19 protein-coding genes are annotated in these 19,056 nt (G+C 68.2%); 8 read left to right on the top strand and 11 right to left on the bottom strand.

What is annotated here, in order from left to right:
- Nucleotides 1-31 precede the first annotated feature (31 nt).
- The gene (locus EXU48_RS22805; RefSeq protein ID WP_133109999.1) at nucleotides 32-421 is read left to right on the top strand and encodes a nuclear transport factor 2 family protein; all 390 of its coding nucleotides are present in this window, start codon (nucleotides 32-34) and stop codon (nucleotides 419-421) included.
- Between the two features lie 62 nt (nucleotides 422-483).
- Here the strand turns inward: EXU48_RS22805 and EXU48_RS22800 are convergent, their stop codons facing one another.
- Nucleotides 484-1,380: a LysR family transcriptional regulator gene (locus tag EXU48_RS22800; protein ID WP_133109998.1), complete on the bottom strand. Its 897-nt coding sequence runs from the start codon at nucleotides 1,378-1,380 to the stop codon at nucleotides 484-486.
- A gap of 74 nt (nucleotides 1,381-1,454) precedes the next feature.
- Between EXU48_RS22800 and EXU48_RS22795 the strand changes: the two genes are divergently transcribed.
- On the top strand, nucleotides 1,455-2,759 hold the full coding sequence (locus EXU48_RS22795; RefSeq protein ID WP_133109997.1) for an MFS transporter: 1,305 nt from the start codon (nucleotides 1,455-1,457) through the stop codon (nucleotides 2,757-2,759).
- Here EXU48_RS22795 and EXU48_RS22790 read toward each other — a convergent pair.
- The 10 genes from EXU48_RS22790 to EXU48_RS22745 all read right to left on the bottom strand — a co-directional run bounded on the left by EXU48_RS22790 (nucleotide 2,725) and on the right by EXU48_RS22745 (nucleotide 12,234).
- Nucleotides 2,725-2,934: a heavy-metal-associated domain-containing protein gene (locus EXU48_RS22790; protein WP_133109996.1), complete on the bottom strand. Its 210-nt coding sequence runs from the start codon at nucleotides 2,932-2,934 to the stop codon at nucleotides 2,725-2,727. The genes EXU48_RS22795 and EXU48_RS22790 overlap by 35 nt on opposite strands.
- 128 nt (nucleotides 2,935-3,062) lie before the next feature.
- A complete protein-coding gene (locus EXU48_RS22785; protein WP_133109995.1) occupies nucleotides 3,063-3,953 on the bottom strand; it encodes a cation diffusion facilitator family transporter in 891 nt (296 codons plus the stop codon).
- Between the two features lie 130 nt (nucleotides 3,954-4,083).
- Nucleotides 4,084-5,559: an aldehyde dehydrogenase family protein gene (locus EXU48_RS22780; protein WP_133109994.1), complete on the bottom strand. Its 1,476-nt coding sequence runs from the start codon at nucleotides 5,557-5,559 to the stop codon at nucleotides 4,084-4,086.
- Nucleotides 5,556-6,602 carry an ABC transporter ATP-binding protein gene (locus EXU48_RS22775; protein ID WP_207947875.1) on the bottom strand — a complete coding sequence of 349 codons (1,047 nt, stop codon included), beginning with the start codon at nucleotides 6,600-6,602 and terminating at the stop codon, nucleotides 5,556-5,558. Before EXU48_RS22775 ends, EXU48_RS22780 begins: the two co-directional genes overlap by 4 nt.
- A complete protein-coding gene (locus EXU48_RS22770; protein ID WP_133109993.1) occupies nucleotides 6,599-7,591 on the bottom strand; it encodes an ABC transporter ATP-binding protein in 993 nt (330 codons plus the stop codon). The genes EXU48_RS22775 and EXU48_RS22770 overlap by 4 nt, the downstream gene beginning before the upstream one ends.
- Nucleotides 7,592-7,614: 23 nt before the next feature.
- Nucleotides 7,615-8,331: a GntR family transcriptional regulator gene (locus tag EXU48_RS22765; RefSeq protein WP_133109992.1), complete on the bottom strand. Its 717-nt coding sequence runs from the start codon at nucleotides 8,329-8,331 to the stop codon at nucleotides 7,615-7,617.
- Between the two features lie 40 nt (nucleotides 8,332-8,371).
- Nucleotides 8,372-9,274, bottom strand: coding sequence for an ABC transporter permease (locus EXU48_RS22760; protein WP_133109991.1), 903 nt, complete (start codon nucleotides 9,272-9,274; stop codon nucleotides 8,372-8,374).
- On the bottom strand, nucleotides 9,261-10,205 hold the full coding sequence (locus EXU48_RS22755) for an ABC transporter permease (RefSeq protein ID WP_133109990.1): 945 nt from the start codon (nucleotides 10,203-10,205) through the stop codon (nucleotides 9,261-9,263). Before EXU48_RS22755 ends, EXU48_RS22760 begins: the two co-directional genes overlap by 14 nt.
- A gap of 48 nt (nucleotides 10,206-10,253) precedes the next feature.
- The gene (locus tag EXU48_RS22750) at nucleotides 10,254-11,531 is read right to left on the bottom strand and encodes an NAD(P)/FAD-dependent oxidoreductase (RefSeq protein ID WP_133109989.1); all 1,278 of its coding nucleotides are present in this window, start codon (nucleotides 11,529-11,531) and stop codon (nucleotides 10,254-10,256) included.
- Between the two features lie 28 nt (nucleotides 11,532-11,559).
- Nucleotides 11,560-12,234 (bottom strand): haloacid dehalogenase type II, encoded by a 675-nt coding sequence (locus EXU48_RS22745; protein ID WP_133109988.1) that lies wholly within the window; start codon nucleotides 12,232-12,234, stop codon nucleotides 11,560-11,562.
- A 477-nt stretch (nucleotides 12,235-12,711) separates the two neighbouring features.
- On the opposite strand from EXU48_RS22745, the gene EXU48_RS22740 reads away from it, so the two are divergent.
- From EXU48_RS22740 to EXU48_RS22715, 6 genes are all read left to right on the top strand, one after another.
- Nucleotides 12,712-13,257, top strand: a complete 546-nt coding sequence (locus EXU48_RS22740) for a GNAT family N-acetyltransferase (protein ID WP_133109987.1) — start codon at nucleotides 12,712-12,714, stop codon at nucleotides 13,255-13,257.
- A gap of 57 nt (nucleotides 13,258-13,314) precedes the next feature.
- Nucleotides 13,315-14,484: an NAD(P)/FAD-dependent oxidoreductase gene (locus EXU48_RS22735; RefSeq protein WP_207947874.1), complete on the top strand. Its 1,170-nt coding sequence runs from the start codon at nucleotides 13,315-13,317 to the stop codon at nucleotides 14,482-14,484.
- 22 nt (nucleotides 14,485-14,506) lie between these two features.
- Nucleotides 14,507-15,655 carry an FAD-dependent oxidoreductase gene (locus EXU48_RS22730; RefSeq protein WP_133109986.1) on the top strand — a complete coding sequence of 383 codons (1,149 nt, stop codon included), beginning with the start codon at nucleotides 14,507-14,509 and terminating at the stop codon, nucleotides 15,653-15,655.
- 200 nt (nucleotides 15,656-15,855) lie between these two features.
- Complete coding sequence (locus EXU48_RS22725; RefSeq protein ID WP_133109985.1) at nucleotides 15,856-17,184, top strand: cation diffusion facilitator family transporter; 1,329 nt, start codon at nucleotides 15,856-15,858, stop codon at nucleotides 17,182-17,184.
- 97 nt (nucleotides 17,185-17,281) lie between these two features.
- Entirely contained in the window at nucleotides 17,282-17,722 is a 441-nt protein-coding gene (locus EXU48_RS22720) for a hypothetical protein (protein WP_133109984.1), read from the top strand.
- Between the two features lie 79 nt (nucleotides 17,723-17,801).
- Nucleotides 17,802-19,055, top strand: a complete 1,254-nt coding sequence (locus tag EXU48_RS22715) for an aminotransferase family protein (RefSeq protein ID WP_133109983.1) — start codon at nucleotides 17,802-17,804, stop codon at nucleotides 19,053-19,055.
- Nucleotide 19,056 lies beyond the last annotated feature (1 nt).

Genomic DNA, 19,056 nt, shown 5'->3' with positions numbered 1-19,056 from the left:
TGCACGAACACCGACGAAGGAGAAGGAGCACATGCCCGAGAACCCACAGGGTGAGGTCAACGACGAGGACTTCGGCCGATACCAACAGGCCTGGTCCGACGGGGACGTCGAAGGGATCGTCACCGGTATGACCGCGGACGGTCTCTACGAGGCGTCCTTCGGCCCCGAGCCATGGGGAAGGCGATACGTCGGTCACGACGAGATCCGGGCTGCGCTGATCGAGATGGGCGTTGGTCAACCCGGCCATGCGAACCACGTCTACGGCGAGCGGTTCACGATCGGCAACCGTGGTTTCTCCGAGTGGACCTCAACCTCGACGGCCGAGGACGGCACCACCAGCACCGTCCACGGCGCGGACTTCTACGAGTTCCGTGACGGACTCGTCTCCAAGAAGATCGCGTACCGCAAGGGCGGTGCGTAGCCGGGTTCGCCGACGCACCGCCAGCACGCCGGTAGCACCCCTGATCCGTGCGCGCGGTTCTCTCATACCGGCACGGCCGCAGTCGGCGGATCCGGTAGGTGTGGGTGCTTCAGCACCTCGCCGAGCTCCGGCAGCACCTCGACCAGGGCCTGCGGCCCTGGGCGACGCGTCACCATCGCGAGTTGCACACGACGGCGCCGCGGCGCTGGCAGGACCTCATCGAGTCCGCGCAGGTTCCGGTGGGCGAGACTGGCCGGGAGCAAGGCGAGTTCCCCCCGGACCCGGGCCAGGGTCACCGCTGTCTCGGCGGTCGCGGCCCGTCGGGGCCGGCCACCGAGTGCGGCGATCGTGCTGAGCGACTCGTGCAGAGCAGGGTCGTAGGTGTAGGCGAAGACCGTCCGTCCCGCGTACGGCTGGCGTCCGGTGCCGAGCGACGCCGCGTCGGCAGGTCGGAGGATGCTGAGGTCGTCGCGGTGGAAGACCGTGACGGACAGGCCAGCCGGCAGCGCGGTCTGCATCGGGACGCCGATGAAGGCCGCGTCCATCGAGCCGTCGGCGACGGCATCGACCAGAGCCGGTCCGTGATCGGTCACCTGGTGGACGGCTAGTTCCGGGAGAAGCAGTTCGAGGGCGGGGTAGAGCACCGCCGCCAACGAGGCAACTGTCCCGATCGTGCGTGAGGACCGCCCCTCCGTCGCCCGCATCAGTTCCGGGAGGGAGTCGATCGAGCCGAGGATCCGATCGGCCTGGTCCGCGAGCTCGCGGCCGGCGAGCGTCGGTCTGGCACCCGTGGTGTCACGTTGGAACAGCCGCAGGCCGCTTCGACGCTCGAGTGCCGCGAGCCGCTGGCTCGCGGTCGGCTGACTGACGCCGAGACGGGCGGCGGCCGCCCCGACCGAACCCCGACGAGCTACCTCCCGGACCAACCGCAGGTCATCGATCGACAGGAACTCCCTCATAGATCCAGCCTATGACCGATCGGTGCAGTCCGATGGCTACCGCGGCAGGGAACTACGCAGCATGATCGTGGACGATGAGGCATACAACGGCAGCCGTCACGATCCTGGCGACGTCCTTCCTGACCGAGATCGGCGCGCGCGTCTCGGCACTCGCCCTGCCGTTGGTGGCCCTTCAGGGCACGGGCTCCGTGGCTGCCACGGGACTCGTGGGCGGCATGATCGGCATCCCGATGCTGACGTCACCCTGGTGGGCCCGGGCGCTACGGAGGCGGATCGACGGCGGACGGGCCCTGGCCCTCGTTGTCCTGGTCCAGGCGCTCGGCGTGCTGATCGTTCCCGTGAGTATGCTCGTCGGCGAACTCGAACTCTGGTCACTCGCCGCAAGCGGACTGGTCGTCGGTGCCGCTGCCGCGCTCGGCGGCCCCGGCCAGGACAGTCTGCTGGCCGACTTCGCCGACGCGATATCACCTGGCGGATCGGTCCGGATGATGGCGACGCGCGAGCTCACCCGGCGCATCACGGTGGCACTGGGCCCGACCCTCGGCGCCCTCGGCGTGCAGTTCGTCGGGGCCGCACCGCTGTTGTGGCTGGAGGCCGCCGCGCTCGGCACAGCGGCCGTGGCCCTGCTCCTCGTGCCGTACTCGCCGATGCGCCACGAGCCGAAGAGCGTCGGCCGGAGCATCCTCGCGGTGATCCGGAGGCAGCCGGATCTGGTCCGCGGACTGATCATGCGGGGGACGCTGAGCCTGCTCTGGTTCTCCTTCAGCCTCGGACTGGTCGTGATGGGCGACGCGACCGGGGAGCCGGGGCTCCTGCTGACCGCAGCCAACGGCGGCTACGGGCTGGGCACCATCGTCGGTGCCGGCGTCGCCGTGGCTGCCGTCCGCCGACTGCCGCTCTACGCGACGATGCTGGTGTCATTCGTCGGTCTGGGCCTGTGCTTCGCCGGCCTCGGCGCGGTTGGGACCTCGTCCTACCTGGCGGTCTCGGTCGTCTCGGCCTGCGGCGGGGTATTCATGGCGTTCGGCGCCACCGCGACCGTGACCGAACTCTCGCGCGGCAGCCAGGGCGCCGAGCGACGCGCCGCGTTCACCGGGCAGGCCGTGGTGCTTGAATCCACACTGGCTGTCGGACTGATCGCGGGTGGCGCGGTGATCGCGACCTTCGGCCCCGAGGCGACGCTCGTGACGTGCGGCCTCGCCGTGGCGGGCGTGAGCGTCGGCACCGCGCTGGAGCGTCGGCTGCGGCACCCCGCGGTCGAGTCACGCTCGCTCCGGCAACAGTCCCCTCTGACCACGGGCGCGTCCTGCTCCGGCCCGCACGGCGCGCCGGGCGCGGGCGTGCTCAGGCGGGCGCGACCTGGTAGCCGGCCTCGGTGACCACGGCCACAATGGCGCTGTCGTCGATCGGCGCCCCGGACGTGACCGAGAGCCGACCGGTGGCGAGGTCGAGCTCCACCCCCGTGACGCCGTCGACCGTGTTGACGGCGCTCGACACCTTCCCGGCACAGCTGCTGCAGTGCAGACCCGTCACCTCGAATACGGCAGTCGACATCAGATCTCCCTCTCGCTCGGACATACGGCTTGGATGTATGTCATCGTGGATCACGATACCCCTAGGGGGTATGCGCCGGCAAGTCGGAGCGAGGCGTCCGGACCGCATCTCGGGCGCCGGCCGCGAACTCACGCATGCAGTGCATGCTCATGGTGGGCGTGCCCCTGCGGCTCGATCTGGAACGTGCAGTGGTCCACGTCGAAGTGGCCGCGGAGGCAGTCCGCCAGACTGTCCAGGGCCGCACACTCGAGCTCGCGATCTACCTCGGCGCTGTCGAGGACCACGTGCGCCGAAAGCACCGGGACGCCCGACGTGATCGTCCAGACGTGCAGATCGTGCACCTCCTCGACGCCGGGCAGGGCCTCCATGTGCGACCTGACCTCACTGAGATCGACTCCCTGCGGCGTCGCCTCCATCAGGACCCTGGCGACGTCCCGCAGCAGTGACACCGCCCTGGGCAGGATCAGGACCCCGATCGCGAACGAGGCCAACGCATCGGCGCGCAGCCACCCTGTCGTCAGGATCACGATGGCCGCGACGATGACGGCGATCGAGCCGAGCAGGTCGCCGAGAACCTCGAGGTAGGCCCCGCGCATGTTCAGGGACTCGCCGCTCGCTCGCAGCAGGATGATCAACGAGACGGCGTTCGCGACGGCCCCGCCGACTGCGACCCAGAGCATGAGGCCGCCCTGAATCTCGGGTTCGGTGTTCCAGCGGAGGAAGGCTTCGCGGATGACCAGGACGCCTACCGCACACAGAATCGTCGCGTTCGCGAGCGCCGCGAGCACCTCGGCCCGCTGCCAGCCATACGTACGCGCGTCGGTGGCCGGCCGCATGGCCAGCGACGCCGCAACCAGGGCGATCGCCAGGCCCGCCGAGTCCGTCAGCATGTGCCCTGCGTCGGCGAGCAGCGCGAGCGAGCCGGAGATCCAGGCCCCGACCGCCTGGGCGACCATGACCGATCCCGTGATGCACAGGACGGCGATCAGACGCTTGCGGTGGCGCCCGGTGGCGGTCATCCCGTGGCTGTGGTTGTGCCCGTGACCATGGCCATGTTTCGACCGGCCGGCTCCCACCCGGCCATGCTCGTCATCATCGTGATCCGCGGGACCGTGATCGTGCCCGCCATGGGTGTCCACCAGGTATTCCTCAACTCTCCTGATCGGGCGCGGGCGCCCGGATTGCAACGATCTTCGGTTCGGTCAGTTCGCGGATCATCTCGGCGATGCCCTCCCGGCCGATGCCGGACCGCTTGAAACCGCCGAACGGCATCGCGTCGATGCGGAAGTCCGAGCTCTCATTGATCATCACCGCGCCCACCCGCAGGCGCCGCGCGACGGTCAACGCGGTGTCGATATCTCGCGTGAAGACCCCCGCCTGCAGCCCGGTGTCGACAGCGTTGGCCGAATCGATCGCGTCAGCGAGGGTGTCGAACGGCTCGAGCATGACGATCGGGCCAAACACCTCCTCGCGACGAATCCTCGCGTCGACCGGAACGTCCGTGAGCACGGTGGGCGTCACGAACGCCCCGGATCGGGTCCCACCGGTACGGACCACGGCCCCGCCCGCTACAGCCTCCACGACCCACGCCTGGACTCGCACCGCTTCCGCCGTCGTGATCAGCGGTCCGATGTCCGAGTGTGGATCCCTCTTGCTGCCGGCAACGACGCGCCGGGCGCCGGAGACGACCCGCTCGAGAACTTCCGGGAAGATGGCGTCCGCGACGAACGCACGCTGCACTGATAGGCAGCTCTGGCCCGCGGTGCCGAACGCCCCGCCGACGATCGCGTCGGCGACGCGCGCCGGGTCAGCATCGGCACAGGCGATCAGCGCGTTGTTGCCACCGAGTTCCATGAGTAGGCGCCGGGCCCGGCCACCGGCGGCGATCCGATCGGCGGTTGCCGGTCCGCCGGTGAACGAGACGACGTCGATGCGCGGGTCGGCCACCAGCGCGGGACCTGCCTGGTGACCAGCCAGCACCGCAAGCCGCTCGCCAGGCACGCCGGACTCAACGAGGATCTGCACGAGCGCCAGAGCGGTCAACGGCGTGCTCTGCGCCGGCTTGAGTATCACACCGTTGCCCGCGATCAGAGCCGGGCCGAGCTTGTGCGCGACGAGGTTCAGCGGGTCGTTGAACGGTGTGATCGCCGCGACCAGACCGACCGGCTCCCTGGAGTACCAGCCTGTCCAGCCCGCTCCGCGGCGGGTGTCCTGGAAGGGCACGGTCGCGCCTTCGAGCTCAGCCGTGGCGCGGGCGGACGTATGCAGGGTCTCGACGGCGCGCGCCACCTCCGTGCGCGCCTCCGCGATCGTCTTGCATCCCTCCGTGGAGATCAGGTTCACGAAGGTCTCCGTGAGGTCGGTCAGTCGGGTGGCGGTCTCCTCGAGAGCGGCACGTCGCGCCCACAACGGCCAGGCGACCCGGTCCCAGCGGGCGGCTAGGTGATCCACGGCGACGGCGACGTCGGCAGCGGTTGAGTCCGTCACCACACCGACCAGCGCACCGTCCTCCGGATCACGCACCTCCAGCGGCCGTCCGACCGGCTGCCACACACCGGCCCAGAAGGCGCCGCCCGGCGGGGTCCAGACCTGGCGCCTCGGCACCAGGACGGGAGCCGTGGTCATGGTGCCGTCTCGTCGGCGCACAGCAACCCGCGAGCCTCTTCCCACCGGTGGCAGCGCACCTCGTGGTCGGCTCCGACTTCGCGGAGCTCCGGCATCTCCTCCCGGCACCGGTCGGTTGCGAGCGGGCAGCGGGTGTTGAACCGGCAACCGGCCGGCGGATGGATCGGCGACGGTGGCTCACCGGCTGCGACCACCGTGGCCTCGTGCCGCCGTCCCGACTCCAGGCCTGCCGCGAGCAGAGCGATCGTGTAGGGGTGGCTGGCCCCGGTGAAGAGCTTCTCGCGGTCGGCAACCTCCACGATCTGCCCGAGGTACATGACCGCGACCCGGTCCGCGACATGGCGAACCACACGCAGGTCATGGGAGATCATGATCATCGTGAGTTCACGCTCGTCCTTGATCCGGTCGAGGAGGTTCAGGACGCGTGCCTGGACCGAGGCGTCCAGGGCCGAGGTCGGCTCGTCACAGATCAGCACCTTCGGGTCGAGCAGGAGCGCTCGAGCGATCCCGACGCGCTGCAGTTGGCCACCCGAGCACTCCCCGGGGTAGCGGTCGATGTAACTGTCGTCGAGACCGACCTCACTCAGCGCCAGCGAGACTCGGTCCCGGCGCTCGGCACGCGTTCCCACGCCGTGCTGGGTCAGCACCGACGTCATGCTCTCGCCGATCGTCATGCGTGGATCCATCGCGGCGTGCGGATCCTGGAAAACCATCTGGGCCGTGCGACGGACACGGCGCATCGCCCCCTGGGAGAGGTTGGTGACATCGACGCCGTCGATGGTCACAGTGCCCGAGGTACTCCGTAGCAGGGTCAGGATCACGCGCGCGAGGGTGCTCTTGCCCGATCCGGACTCACCGACCAGGCCGAGCACCCCACCCGCCTCGATCCGAAGGGAAACACCGTCGACCGAGTGGACGGCATCGGGGGCGTGGAACAGGGATGTCCGGGACAACGTGAAGTACTTGACGACGTTGTCGAGGACCACCATGTCGTGGTGCCCGGACTCGGCGGCCGTCCGTTGTCCGACCACTTGCGTGCTCACGCCGACCTCCGTGTCTCGATGGTGGCCCAGCACCGGCTGACCTGGCCGTTCGCGCAGCCGGACAGTGGCGGCTCCTCGGCGTCACAGGAGTCGTGCAGGTGCGCCTCCTCGACCACGGGGCATCGCGGCATGAACCGGCATCCCTTGGTGATCGACCGCGCCGAGCTCACGTCGCCGGGGATGACGAACAGCGAGCCGTCGAGCTCCCGGGCGAGGGTCGCGCACTTGATGAGCGACCGGGTGTACGGGTGCTGTGGCTGCCGGAGGATCTGGTCCGTGGTGCCGACCTCGACGATCCGGCCGGCGTACATCACCGCGATCCGGTCCGCGAGCGAGGAGACCACACCGAGGTCGTGCGAGATGAACAGAACCGACATCCCGAGCTCCGCGCGCTTGGTCGCGATCAGCCGGAGCACCTGCACCTCGACCGTGACGTCCAGTGCCGTCGTCGGCTCGTCGGCGATCAGCAACTCGGGCTCACCGGCCAGGGCCATCGCGATCATGACCCGCTGGGCGATCCCGCCGGAGAGTTGGTGGGCGTACGCCTTCGCTCGACGTTCCGGCTCGGCGATGCCCACGTCGGATAGGAGTTCGATGACTCGATCGGCCGCCTTGTGCCGACTCAGTCCCGCGTATCGCCGCAGGGGTTCGGCCACCTGACGACCGACCGTCGCCGTCGGATCGAGCATCCGTTTCGGCTGCTGGAAGAGCATGCTGACCCGGTCGCCCCGGATCCGGTTCATCGTTCGCTCGTCCGCGCCGAGGATGTCAACGCCATCGAATCGGATCCCGCCCGCCTTCATCCTGGCGCCGCGCGGTAGCAGCTTCATGACCGACATAGCGGTCATGCTCTTGCCGGAGCCCGACTCGCCGACGATCGCCAGCACCTCGCCCTTCGCGACACCGAGCGAGACTCCGTCCAGGACCGGTGGCGCACCCTCGGCACCGAACGAGACGGTGAGGTTGTCGATCTCGAGTTGATCGGGCATGGCTCCTCCGATGCAGTGGTGTCTCAGGTCGTCGTGTCTCGAACTGCTGCGGCGGAGTCCGCGACAGCACCCCGGCTGTTCTTGGTCGCGGTGTCCTGCCCGGTCTGCAGGTGCCGGCTGAGTTCCCCGAGGAGTCCGGAGCGATTCCCGGCCACGAGGAGCTCGAAGATCTTGGCGTGCTCCTCGAGGTAGTCAGTCCGACCGTCGTAGCTGCCGACCAAGATGTTGATGGCGAGCCTGCTCTCGCCCGCGAGGGCGGCGTACATCCTGCTCAGTCGCGGACTTCCCGAGGCATCCACGATGAGCTCGTGGAAGCGGAGGTCGGAGGTGGCCACGGCGCCCCAATCCTCCCGTTCGATCGCGGCCGCCATCTCACCAAGCGCCTGCTCGAGATTGGCCACGGTCGCAGCGGTCACGCCCTGGTCCACCAGCCGGAGCATCGCTGCCCGCTCCACGGCTGCCCGTGCGTAGTAGAGGTCCGCGATGTCACTCTCGTCCAGGAGCGGCACGAACATGCCCCGATGCGGCTCGCTGACGAGCAAGCCTTCCTGGACCAGCCGTTGCATGCCCTCCCGGACCGGGCCGCGACTCGTGGCGAAGCGTCGGGCCAGCTCGACCTCGTTCAGTTGCGAGCCTGGCGGAAAGGTCCCATCGACGATCCGCTGGCGCATCTGTGATGTGACGACGGAAGACAACGTGCGCTTGCGCACCTTCGGCGTGCCACTTTCCTTTGCTGCCATGGTTCTCCCCTTTGCCGTGATCGAGTCACTCATGATGCCCTCATCCCTGCCTGTTCCTACGGGTGTTGATCCCCTGCCCGATGAGCGTCACGGCGAGCGCGGTGATGAAGATCGCGAGGCCTGGGTAGACCACGAGGCCGGCGAGGCGGGTCATGTAGGGCTGGCCGTCGGCGAGCATCGAACCCCAGTCCGAGTCCGGCGGCTGGACGCCAAGTCCGAGATAGGACAGCGCGCCGACCGCAATGAGCTTGTGTCCGAACCGAAGGGCGGCGTGTGCGAGCAACGGGCTCAGCGCGTTCGGCAGCAGGTGCCGGAAGACGATGAACCGACGCGACATGCCAAGAGCCTCCGCCGCCTCCACGAAGTCCCGCGAGTTGATCTCGAGGGCCAGTCCTCGGGCGAGGCGGGCGAACGGGGTCCAGCCCGTCAGCACCAGGGCGAGGATGAGCGTGCCGTAGCTCGGTCCAAGGATCGCGACCAGGAACATCGCGATTACCATCTCGGGAAAGGCGAGTGCGACATCCGTCAGTCGCATGACGAGCTCGTCGAATGCGCCCCCGATCCGGGCGCACAGCAGCCCGAGCACCGTGCCGAACACCGAGCACAGGACCAAGGTGACGGCGGCGATGGAGACCGAGTACCGCCCGCCCCAGAGCAGCCGGGAGAGCACGTCGCGACCGAGATGGTCGGTGCCGAGGAGATGCGCAGGTGAGCCCGCGGCGAGGCGGTTCTCCAGATCCTGGGCGGCGGGGTCGTAGGGCGCGATCCACGGCGTGAGCACGAGCAGCACGGCGATCGTCAGGAACAGTGCGACGCCGACGCGGAGGCTGGTCGGCCAGGTCCGCAGGTGCTCCCACCCGCGGACCGCGGCGGAACCACGCATCGGGATGACGCGAGCGGTGCCGTCCAGTGCCTCCGAGGCGGGATTGTCAACGAGTGCCATGGCTCGTCCTCACGGTCGGGTTGATCAGTCGGTACAACGCGTCCGTGGCGGTCGTGATGATGACCGTGAGACCGACCACGCACACCACGCTCGCCTGGATGATCGGTACGTCACCGTTCGTAATCGCCTGGTAGAGCATCCGGCCCATCCCGGGGATGGCGAAGATGACCTCGACCACCACCGAACCACCGAGCAGTCCGGCAAGCCAGACCGAGAACAGCGTCACGACCGGCAGCAGGGCGTTCCGAACGCCATGTTTGAGCATGGTCTCGCCAAAACTCAGCCCCCTGCTTCGGGCTGCCGTGATGTGCGGCGATTCGAGGACGTCCACCATCGAGGCTCTGGTGACCTGGGTGAAGTAGCTCATCGGTCGCAGCGCGAGGGTCAGGCACGGCAGGATCATCCAAAGCGGCCCTTTCCAGCCTGCCGATGGAAGCACCCCCATGTTCAGTGCGAACACGAGGACCAGGAGCGGCCCCATCCAGTACTCGGGGATCGCCACGAAACCCTGTGTGATCGTGGTGATCACGCTGTCCGCCGGCTTACCCCGCTTGACGGCTGCGATCGTCCCGAGGATCAGTGCGACCACCAGCGCGAACAGCAGAGCCGAGATCGCGAGCGTCGCTGTGTTCGCCAATGCCGATCCGAGCATCCCGGCGACCGGACGCCCGCTGGTATAGGAGATACCGATGTCGCCCCCGAGCGCGTCCTTCAGCCAGTTCCAGTACTGCTGCATGATCGGGAGGTCGAGGCCGTACTCGATGCGCAATCGCTCGACCGTCTCGGGATCGAGGTCGAGATCGCCGGTCCTGGCCCGAAGGATCTTTCGTGCCGGGTCTCCCGGCGTCAGGTACGGAAGCATGAACACGAGGAACGAAACAAGCAGCAGCGTCGTCAACAGGACGACGACGCGTCGCAAGAGGTAGAGCATGTCCGTCTCCTCGTCTGTAGTCGGGCACCGTGATCACACTCGTACGTATCAACTCACTCTGTCGAGGAACTTGAAGAGAACCCCGGCCGGCGGCAGGAACCACGGGGTACCGAAATACCCCGGAACCGGCGGGAACCTGAGGTCACGCCACGGGTTCGCCGAACCGACACCGTTCGCCATCTGCGCCATCACCTTGCCCATGTGCGTCGCCATCTGGACTCCGTGGCCGCTGTATCCGACGGAGTAGAGGACCCCATCACGCTCGCCGGCATGCACCATCTGGTCCAGGGACATGTCCACCAGCCCCCCCCAGCAGTAGTCGATCCGCGTGTTCGTCAGCTGCGGAAAGACCTGCAGGAGCTGGCGATGCAGGATCCGACCGCTCGTGAGGTCAGCGTCCCTGTCGCTGGCCGAGAATCGCGCCCGGCCGCCGAACAACAAGCGCTTGTCCGGTGTGAGCCTGAAGTACAGGCACACGCGGTTGGTATCCGCGGCGACCCGGCGCTGCGGCAGCAGACCGTCGACAACCTCATCGGCCAGGGGCTCGGTGACGAGGACGAAGCTGCCAATGGGCACCAGCCGTCGCTGCAGCCAAGGAAGCATCCGGCCGGAATATCCGCTCGTGCCGACGACGACCCGGTCGGCCCTGATCGTGCCACGCGACGTCAGCACGTCGTACCGCCGCCCGTTGAGGCGCCGAAGTTCGTACACCTCACACGCCTCATGGATCGAGACGCCGGCACGAGAACCCGCCCGCGCCAGCCCGGCGACCAGCTTGCCGACATGGACGCCCGCACCGAGTGGATCCACCATGCCACCGCGGTAGAAGTCGCTGCCGATCTCTTTGCGCAGTTCCGACGCCGGGACCAGCATCAGCTCCTGACCGACATCCTCGGCGAGCATCTCAGCGGTGCGTCCGAACCCCTCGTAATGGGACGTCTTCGCTGCCAACGTCAGCTTCCCGACCCGCTCGAAGTTGCAGTCGATCCCCTCATCGGCGACCAGTTTCTCGACGGTGTCGATGGCGTCGTTGTACGCCGCGAACATGGCGGCCGCTCGCGGGCGACCGTAACGACGCGCCGCGGTCCCGTACCCGACCGCGAGGCCAGTGGTGGCCATGCCCCCGTTGCGACCGGATGCGCCCCAGCCGACCGTCCTCGCCTCGAGAAGTGCGACGGACGCACCGTCGCGTGCCAGGTGCAGTGCTGTCGAGAGCCCGGTCAGGCCGGCCCCGACCACCGCGACGTCCACCCGCTTTGGGAGTTCGCTGCGCCGGAAGTCGCCGGCCGGGGTGGCGGTGTCTAGCCAGTAGGAGGTCAGCTTCATCGACCGACCCTTTCCGTCAGTGAGCCGGTCAGAGACCGAGCAGCGGTGGAAGGCCGGCGAGGTCGGTGGTCTCGGCATACTCGTAGAACGGCGTGGACGGGTCGTATCCGCGGTTGACGTACACCTTGTTCGTGATCCGCAGCTCGTGGCACGGGATGATGTCGTACCAGATGTGCGAGGTCACGTGCAGGATCTCGTGACGGCCGCAGTCGAGCTGATCGAGCATGTACTCGAAACCCGCGTAGCGGGGCTTGTAGGCGCCGACCTGTTCAGCCGTGAATACCCGGTGGAAGTCGACGCCGAGCTGCGCCACGTTGTTCTCGAGCATCTTGTCCTCCGCGTTGGAGAGGATGACCAGCGGGTATGCCTCGGCGAGCTTCGTCAGCGCGTCGGGCACGTCGGGGTGCGGACCCCAGGAGCCCACCGCCTGGATGATCGCTTCGACGTCGTCGGCCCTGAACTGGATCTTCCACCGGTTGCAGACTCGCTGCCAGGAGTCCCTCAGTACCTGCCTGTACGGCTTGTAGGCGCCGAGCACCTCGTCGATGCGGTACGCGCGAAAGTCCTTGTTGAAGCTCGCGACGTCGTCGGGATCCAGCACGTCCGCGACCAGGGGGCGTACGGCCTCGGACATCTGGAAGTTCGTCAGAGTTCCGTAGCAGTCGAACGTGATGTACCGCGGTGTGTAGCCGGTCAGGTCCATGGATTCCCTCTCTCCAGTCGTTCGTCCGTCATCGCCGACGGGAGACCCGCTTCTCGGAGTACCCGCCCGATTCAGGCCAGTCGGCCAAGGGCGTGCCAGAAGGCTAGGCAGCCTCGGACTTAATTGTCAACAGTTAGGCACCCGGGTCCGATACGTCGACACGCTTCCGGCGAGCAGCGCGTCACACAATCTGCAGTCGTTCCGAGTTTCGACGTCCGTCCGCGATCAGCCAGATTCCTCTCATTCTCGCGAACAGCCGTTGAGGTACTGGCGCCATTCGCCGCCAGCCCGCCGGCCGCACGCTCGCCGCCCGGGCCGGCTCACGACCCGCATCGATACATTGTCGACAACCTGTTGACACGACGAGAAGTCGCTCGCTACGGTCGAGGCGCAAGGTCGCGTCGATCTGGCACCCCACCCGCGACCTGGCGGTATCACGCGCGGACATGTCCGTCACACCGACCGGGAGGAACTGCAATGTCAGATTTCACGATCCGCGAGGTCTCCGACGCCGAGGACGACATCGCGGGCGCGGCCCATGTGATGATGCGGTCGGTGCGGGAGGACTTCCAGTCCGAGTACGACCCGACGATCCACGACGACATCGACTTCCTGGTCGACACCTACGTGCGGCCGGTCGGCCCATTCATGCTGGTCGCCGTAGACGACGCGACCGGGAGGATCATCGCGACCGGCGGCATCCGCGGCGGCAAACTCAAGGGCGACACGAGCCCGCGGCACCTCATCGAGGCCTATGACAACCCACGTGTGGGGCAGGTCGTCCGCGTCTACGTCCTGCGCGAGGCCCGCCGACGCGGCATCGCCAAGGCCATCGTTCGGGCGGTTCTCGAACGGGCCCAGGCGGAGGGGCACTACGACAAGGTCGTGCTGCACACGTTCCTTCATTCCCCCGGCGCCGTTCCATTCTGGACGGCGATGGGCGCCCAGCTGGTCGTGGACGACACCGACGGCCCGACCAACGCCATGTTCTACGAGTTCGGCGAGTTGACCCTCAGCCCCTGACGGCGTCGACCGCCCGTTCGCGCCGATCATCTGACCGTTCGACCTGGAGGTTGCGCCGTGCCGCACTGGATCGTGATCGGAGCGGGCGTTCTCGGGGCGGCCGCCGCCCGCGAACTAGCCGCCGCGGGCGTGGAGGTGACCCTCTTGGAGGCACAGCATCCGGGCGCAGGCACCAGCGGCACGTCCTTCGCCTGGGTCAACTCGAGCCAGAAACGCCCAGAGGCCTACCGGCGCCTGAACGCCATGGCGATGGCGGAGCACGACCGCTTCGCGGGCGACGGCGCCCCGTGGTGGAGCCGCCGGGGCCACCTCCGCTGGGCACATCCGGGCGCCGAGGACGAGGCGCTCGCGGTCGTGCGGGCCGAGGTCGAACGCGAGGATTATCCGGTCGAGGTCCTGACCCGGACCGAAGCCCTGGCCCTCGAGCCCGGCCTCATCCTCCCCGAGGGGGTGGAGGGCGTCACGTACTTCCCCACTGAGGGGCACTGCTACCCGCTCACCATGATCGCGCGCATGATCGCCGACCTCCGCGGGCACGGCGGGAGGGTCCGGTATCCCTGCGCGGTCACGGAGGTCAACCCTCGGCCCGGCGGCGTCCGCGTGAGGTTGGCCGACGGAGAATGGATCGAGGCAGATGGCGCGATCGTCTGCGTCGGCCGGTGGACCGAGGCACTGATGAAGAGCGCCGGCGCGCACATTCCGTTGCAGCCGTACACCGGGCCGGGCAGCTCGCCGGTAGGGTTCCTGGGCGTCACGAGCCCGCTCGCGGTGTCCCTCGACCGGCTTGTCACAACACCGTCGCTCAACCTGCGGCCCCACGGTGGCGGTCGCATCTTGCTGCAGGCGCCGAGGCTCGACGCGGACGCCGACCCCGCGTCGACTCCTCCGCTCGATGGCACCGTTGCGAGAGAACTGCTGGCCGAGTTGGCGGGAGCCCTTCGCGACGCGGCCGGAGGTCGCCTCGAGAGCCTCGTGGTGGGCTGGCGCGTCCTCCCGGAGGACCGTCTGACCGTAGCCGGCTTCGTCGACGACGACCGGCGGCTCTACACGATCGCGACGCACAGCGGAGTGACCCTCGCCCCACTGCTCGGGCGACTGGCACGGGAGGAGATCGTCGACGGCACCGACGCTCCCGATCTGGCCGACTTTCGCCCGACACGGTTCCGCAGCAGGTCCACGAGCACTCCTGCGGCGGCCGAACCGGTGCGTATCTCCGGATATCAGTAGCCCGATCAAGGGAGAACTCACCGTGACCTACGAGGCCGACGTCGCCGTCATCGGGGTTGGAGCGGTCGGGAGCATGACCGCTTGGCGCCTGACCGAGCGGGGCCTGAGCGTGCATGCGTTCGAGCAGTTCGGTGTGCCGAACCACCGGGGTGCGTCCGCGGGCCAGACCAGACGGATCGCCCCGTTCAGCCTCGCGGCACCCGAGCTGACGCCCACCCTGACGTACAGCCGCACGCTGTGGCGCGATCTCGAGCGCACCTCCGGCCATCAGTTGTACGTCAGGACGGGCGGCATCATCCTCGGCCCGGCGGACACACCCGATCTGGTCCGGCTGATCCGAACGGCCGAGGAAGAGGGTATCCGCCACGACCTGCTCGAGCCGGACGCACTCAGGGCACGCTTTCCTCAGCATCTCGTGCGCGACTGCGACCTCGGCGTCTGGGACGAGCTGACGGGGTACCTGCGCCCGGAACTGGGCATTCTCGCCGCGGCCGACGCCGCCCGCCGTGGCGGTGCGGTGATCCGCGAGTACACACCCGTCACGGCAGTCCATCCCGAGGACCGGGGCGTCATCGTCGAGACCGGTGACGAACGCCTGCGGTTCCGGTGGGCGGTGATCGCACCGGGCGCGTGGGCCGAGCACCTGCTGCCTTACCGGCGGCCGACGATCATCCCCCGCCTGAACCCGCAAGCCTGGTATGCCCCCAGGGACATCTCGCGGTACCGGGCGCCCGCGTTCGCGGTTTTCGAGCGCGTCGGCGACGTCAAATGCTACGGGTTCCCCACGATCGACGGCGCGACGGTCAAGATCGGGATCTCAACGGATCCACACCCCCCGATCGCAGACATGAAGGGCCGCTACCCCGAGGTCACGGCCGAACGCCTGGCCGACTTCAGCGCAGTGATCGCGCGGTTCTTCCCGGGCCTGCACCCGACGCCTGTGGCGGTGGCCGCCCAGCCGGAGGGCTACTCCGTGGACGGGCACCCGTTCGTGGGACGGCTGCCCGACAGCCCGCAGGTCATCGCCGCCTGCGGGTTCTCCGGGGCCGGTTACAAGTCGTCACCGGTCACCGGCGAATGGATCGCCGATCTCGTCGCGCACGGGCAGTCGCCGTGGCAATTGTCCCGGTTCGATCCGAAGCGCAGCCTCACCACCGGCGGTGCGCCCTAGCGCGGCAATATTGTCGACACAGTGACAGGTTCGCCTTGCCTAACCAGGCACGAACCACATACGTGCGAGGGATTTAGACCATCCGGAAATGATTGTCGACAATTACTTGACTACCCTTCCAGCCGCTTGTAACGTACGACGTGAAATATCACGACGCTCCAGTTGCACCGTCCCTCGACCGCAGACAGGACACGGTTCGAATGAATCAGAACGCACCCGCCGGCCGGCACACGCCTCCCGAGGCCATCGACGTGCTCGATACCGGGCACGACCACCCGCATCCGCACGAGGACCACGCGCACGACGATGCGGACCACAAGGGTCACGAGCACCCCCACGGGGACCACTCGCACGATCACCCGCATACCCACGAGAACCACGGGCACGAGCACTCCCACCATGACTCGGGCCACGCGGACCGTGGGTACAAGGGTCACGACCACGGCGACCACGACCACCACGACCACGACCACGACCACGACCACGACCACGGCACCGGTCCCTGGGCGAAGCTCAAGCACATGCTCGTCCCCCACTCGCATGACTCCAACGAGGCGATCCAGTCCGCCGAGGAGTCGAGCAAGCAGGGCATCCGGGCCGCCTGGATCGGGCTTGCCGGCATGGGTGCCACCGCGATCATGCAGATGGTCATCGTCGCCATCTCCGGGTCGATCGCGTTGCTCGCGGACACCCTTCACAACGTCGGCCACGCGGTCACGACCATCCCGCTGGTGATCGCATTCCGGATCGGTCAGCGTGTCGCGAGCAAGCGGTACAGCTACGGCTATCGCCGAGCCGAGGACCTCGTCGGCCTGTTCATCTCACTGATCATCGCCGTGTCCGCCGCGATCATCATCTGGGAGTCGGTCGACGCGCTCCTGAACCCGCGCGAACTCACGAACCTCTGGTGGGTGTTCGCCGCCGGTCTGGTCGGTGCCGCGGGCAACGAACTCGTCGCGATGTACCGGATCCGCACCGGCAAGAGGATCGGCAGCGCCGCCCTGATCGCCGAGGGCCAGCACGCCCGGGCCGACGGACTGACGTCGGTCGCGGTTGTCATCGGGGTCATCGGGGTCTGGCTCGGCTTCGCCCGTGCGGATGCCATCATCGGGTTCTTCATCGCCGCGGCGATCCTGTGGATTCTGGTCAGTTCGCTGAGGACCACGCTGCGTCGCCTCATGGACGGCGTGGACGACGGGACCATCGACAAGATCACCTCCACGATCCGGTCCGTACCCGGCGTCGCCTCCGTCACCCGGGTCCGTGCCCGCTGGAGCGGTCACCGCCTAGAGGCGGACGCGAACATCGGCGTCGACTCGGGCCTGACCGTCCTCGAGGCCCACGCGGTCGCCGAGGAGGTCGAGCACGCGGTGCTGCACTCGGTGGCGCACACCGAGGGCGTGGTCGTGCACCTGAACCCGGTGGTCGGCGGCGCCGAACCGCCCGAACTGCACGAACTGACCGCGCACCACGCAAGCAGCGAGGCCCGCGCTGCCTACCGCGCGGCCAAGGGCCTGGACCGGGCCTAGCCAGACCCGCCGGTGCGGGCCGCCCATTCGGCCCGCACCGGCGATCCACCGCAGCTCTGCAGGGCATCGTGACCGGACAAGAGAGAGAAGGAAACTCATGACGAAGCGCCGTGACCTGTTCATCTTCGTGGCCGAGCCGAACCGCGCCGAGGAGGCCCGGCACTACCTCGGCTCCTGGCTCCGCGAGCTCGACGGCCACCCCGGTTACCTCGGCGGTTACGTTCTTCAGGAGTCAGCCGGTGAACTCCTCGACAACACGCTCGTGCTCGCCCTCGAGTTCGAGTCCACGGAGGCGGCCCGGGCCCTCTGGCCCAAGATCGAGAACACGATCAACCCGCTCTACCCCGACGACAAATCCGACGGCCGCCCGGACCAGGGCCCGGCGTTCTTCGACGGCACCAAGAAGGCCGTCGCGGCGGGTGGCGAGCTCCCCCTGGCATTCACCCGGGGCAACGGCCTGCTCGCCCGGATGCTCCACATCCACGCCGAAGTGATCGACGAGTTCTCCGTCGAGAGCGCGCTGACTCCCGTCTCCTGAAGCCGACGCCGCGGTGGGTTCCTCCGGGGGCCCACCGCGACGCGTCCGCTGCCTGCACCGACCTGAACGAGGAGAGAACATGTCCACGATCGGCACCCTGTGGCACCCCCAGACCCACATGCCGAGCGCCTCGCGCGACCGACTCGTCATCGCATCGGGCGACGGCGCCTGGGTCACCACCGAGGACGGCCAACGCCTGCTGGACCTCCCCGCCGGTCTGTGGCACGCGAACATCGGACACGGTCGCGAGCGCCTCGCCCACGTCGCAGCCGAACAGATGTCCACGCTCGAGACGTACCACCTCTTCGGCGCACACGCGACGCGCCCCGCGCTCGACCTGGCAGACCGCCTCTCGGACCTGGTCCCGATCGAGTCCGCGACCATCTTCTTCACCTCCGGGGGCTCCGACTCCATCGACACCGCCTGCAAGCTCGCGCGCCGGTACTGGCAGACCGTCGGCGAGCCGGCGAGGACCGTCATCCTCAGCCGGGACACCGGCTACCACGGGCTGCACGGCTTCGGCACGTCGATCGCCGGCCTCGGGTTCAACCGGGACGGCTACGGCTCCGACTCGCTCATCCCCGAGACCGCTCGCGTCCCCCGGGACGACCTGACCGAGACCGAACGGATCATTCTCGAGATCGGTCCCGAGAACATCGCCGCCCTCGTGGTCGAGCCCGTGGTCGGCACCGGCGGCGTCTTCCCACCCTCGACCGGCTATCTTCAGGGCCTGCGGGAACTGACCCGCCGCCACAAGATCCTGCTCGTCGCCGATGAGGTCATCACCGGATTCGGCCGCACCGGCGCGATGTTCGCCTGCGAGCGCTGGGGCATCGAGCCGGACATGATCACGATGGCGAAGGGGGTCACCTCGGGCTATCTCCCGCTCGGGGCCGTCGCGATCGCTCCGCACCTCGCGGAGCCGTTCTTCCTGGGCGACGACGCACCGATGTTCCGGCACGGGCTCACGTATTCGGGTCACGCCACCGTCTGCGCCGTCGCCATGGCGAACCTCGACATCCTCGAGGAGGAGCAGCTCCTGCAGCGGGTGCGCGAACTCGAACCGGTCCTGGAGACCGCGCTGAATGACCTGGCGACCTCGCCACTCGTCGCAGACGTCCGGTCCGTCGGTCTGATGGCGGGCATCCAGCTGGTGCCCGAGTTGGACGGCGGCGAGGTCGTGCGTGCGGTCCGCGACTCCGGAGTGCTGACCCGCCTGATCACGAACAACACCCTGCACGTCTGCCCACCGTTCGTGGTAACGGCGCACGAACTCACGACGGCGATCGCCGACATCGGTGAGCATCTCGTCTCGATCGAAAGGATCGGTTGAC

The organism is Occultella glacieicola (genome assembly GCF_004353825.1).
In the GTDB taxonomy this organism is placed as follows: domain Bacteria; phylum Actinomycetota; class Actinomycetes; order Actinomycetales; family Beutenbergiaceae; genus Occultella; species Occultella glacieicola.
This window is presented reverse-complemented; position numbering and strand designations above follow the sequence as displayed.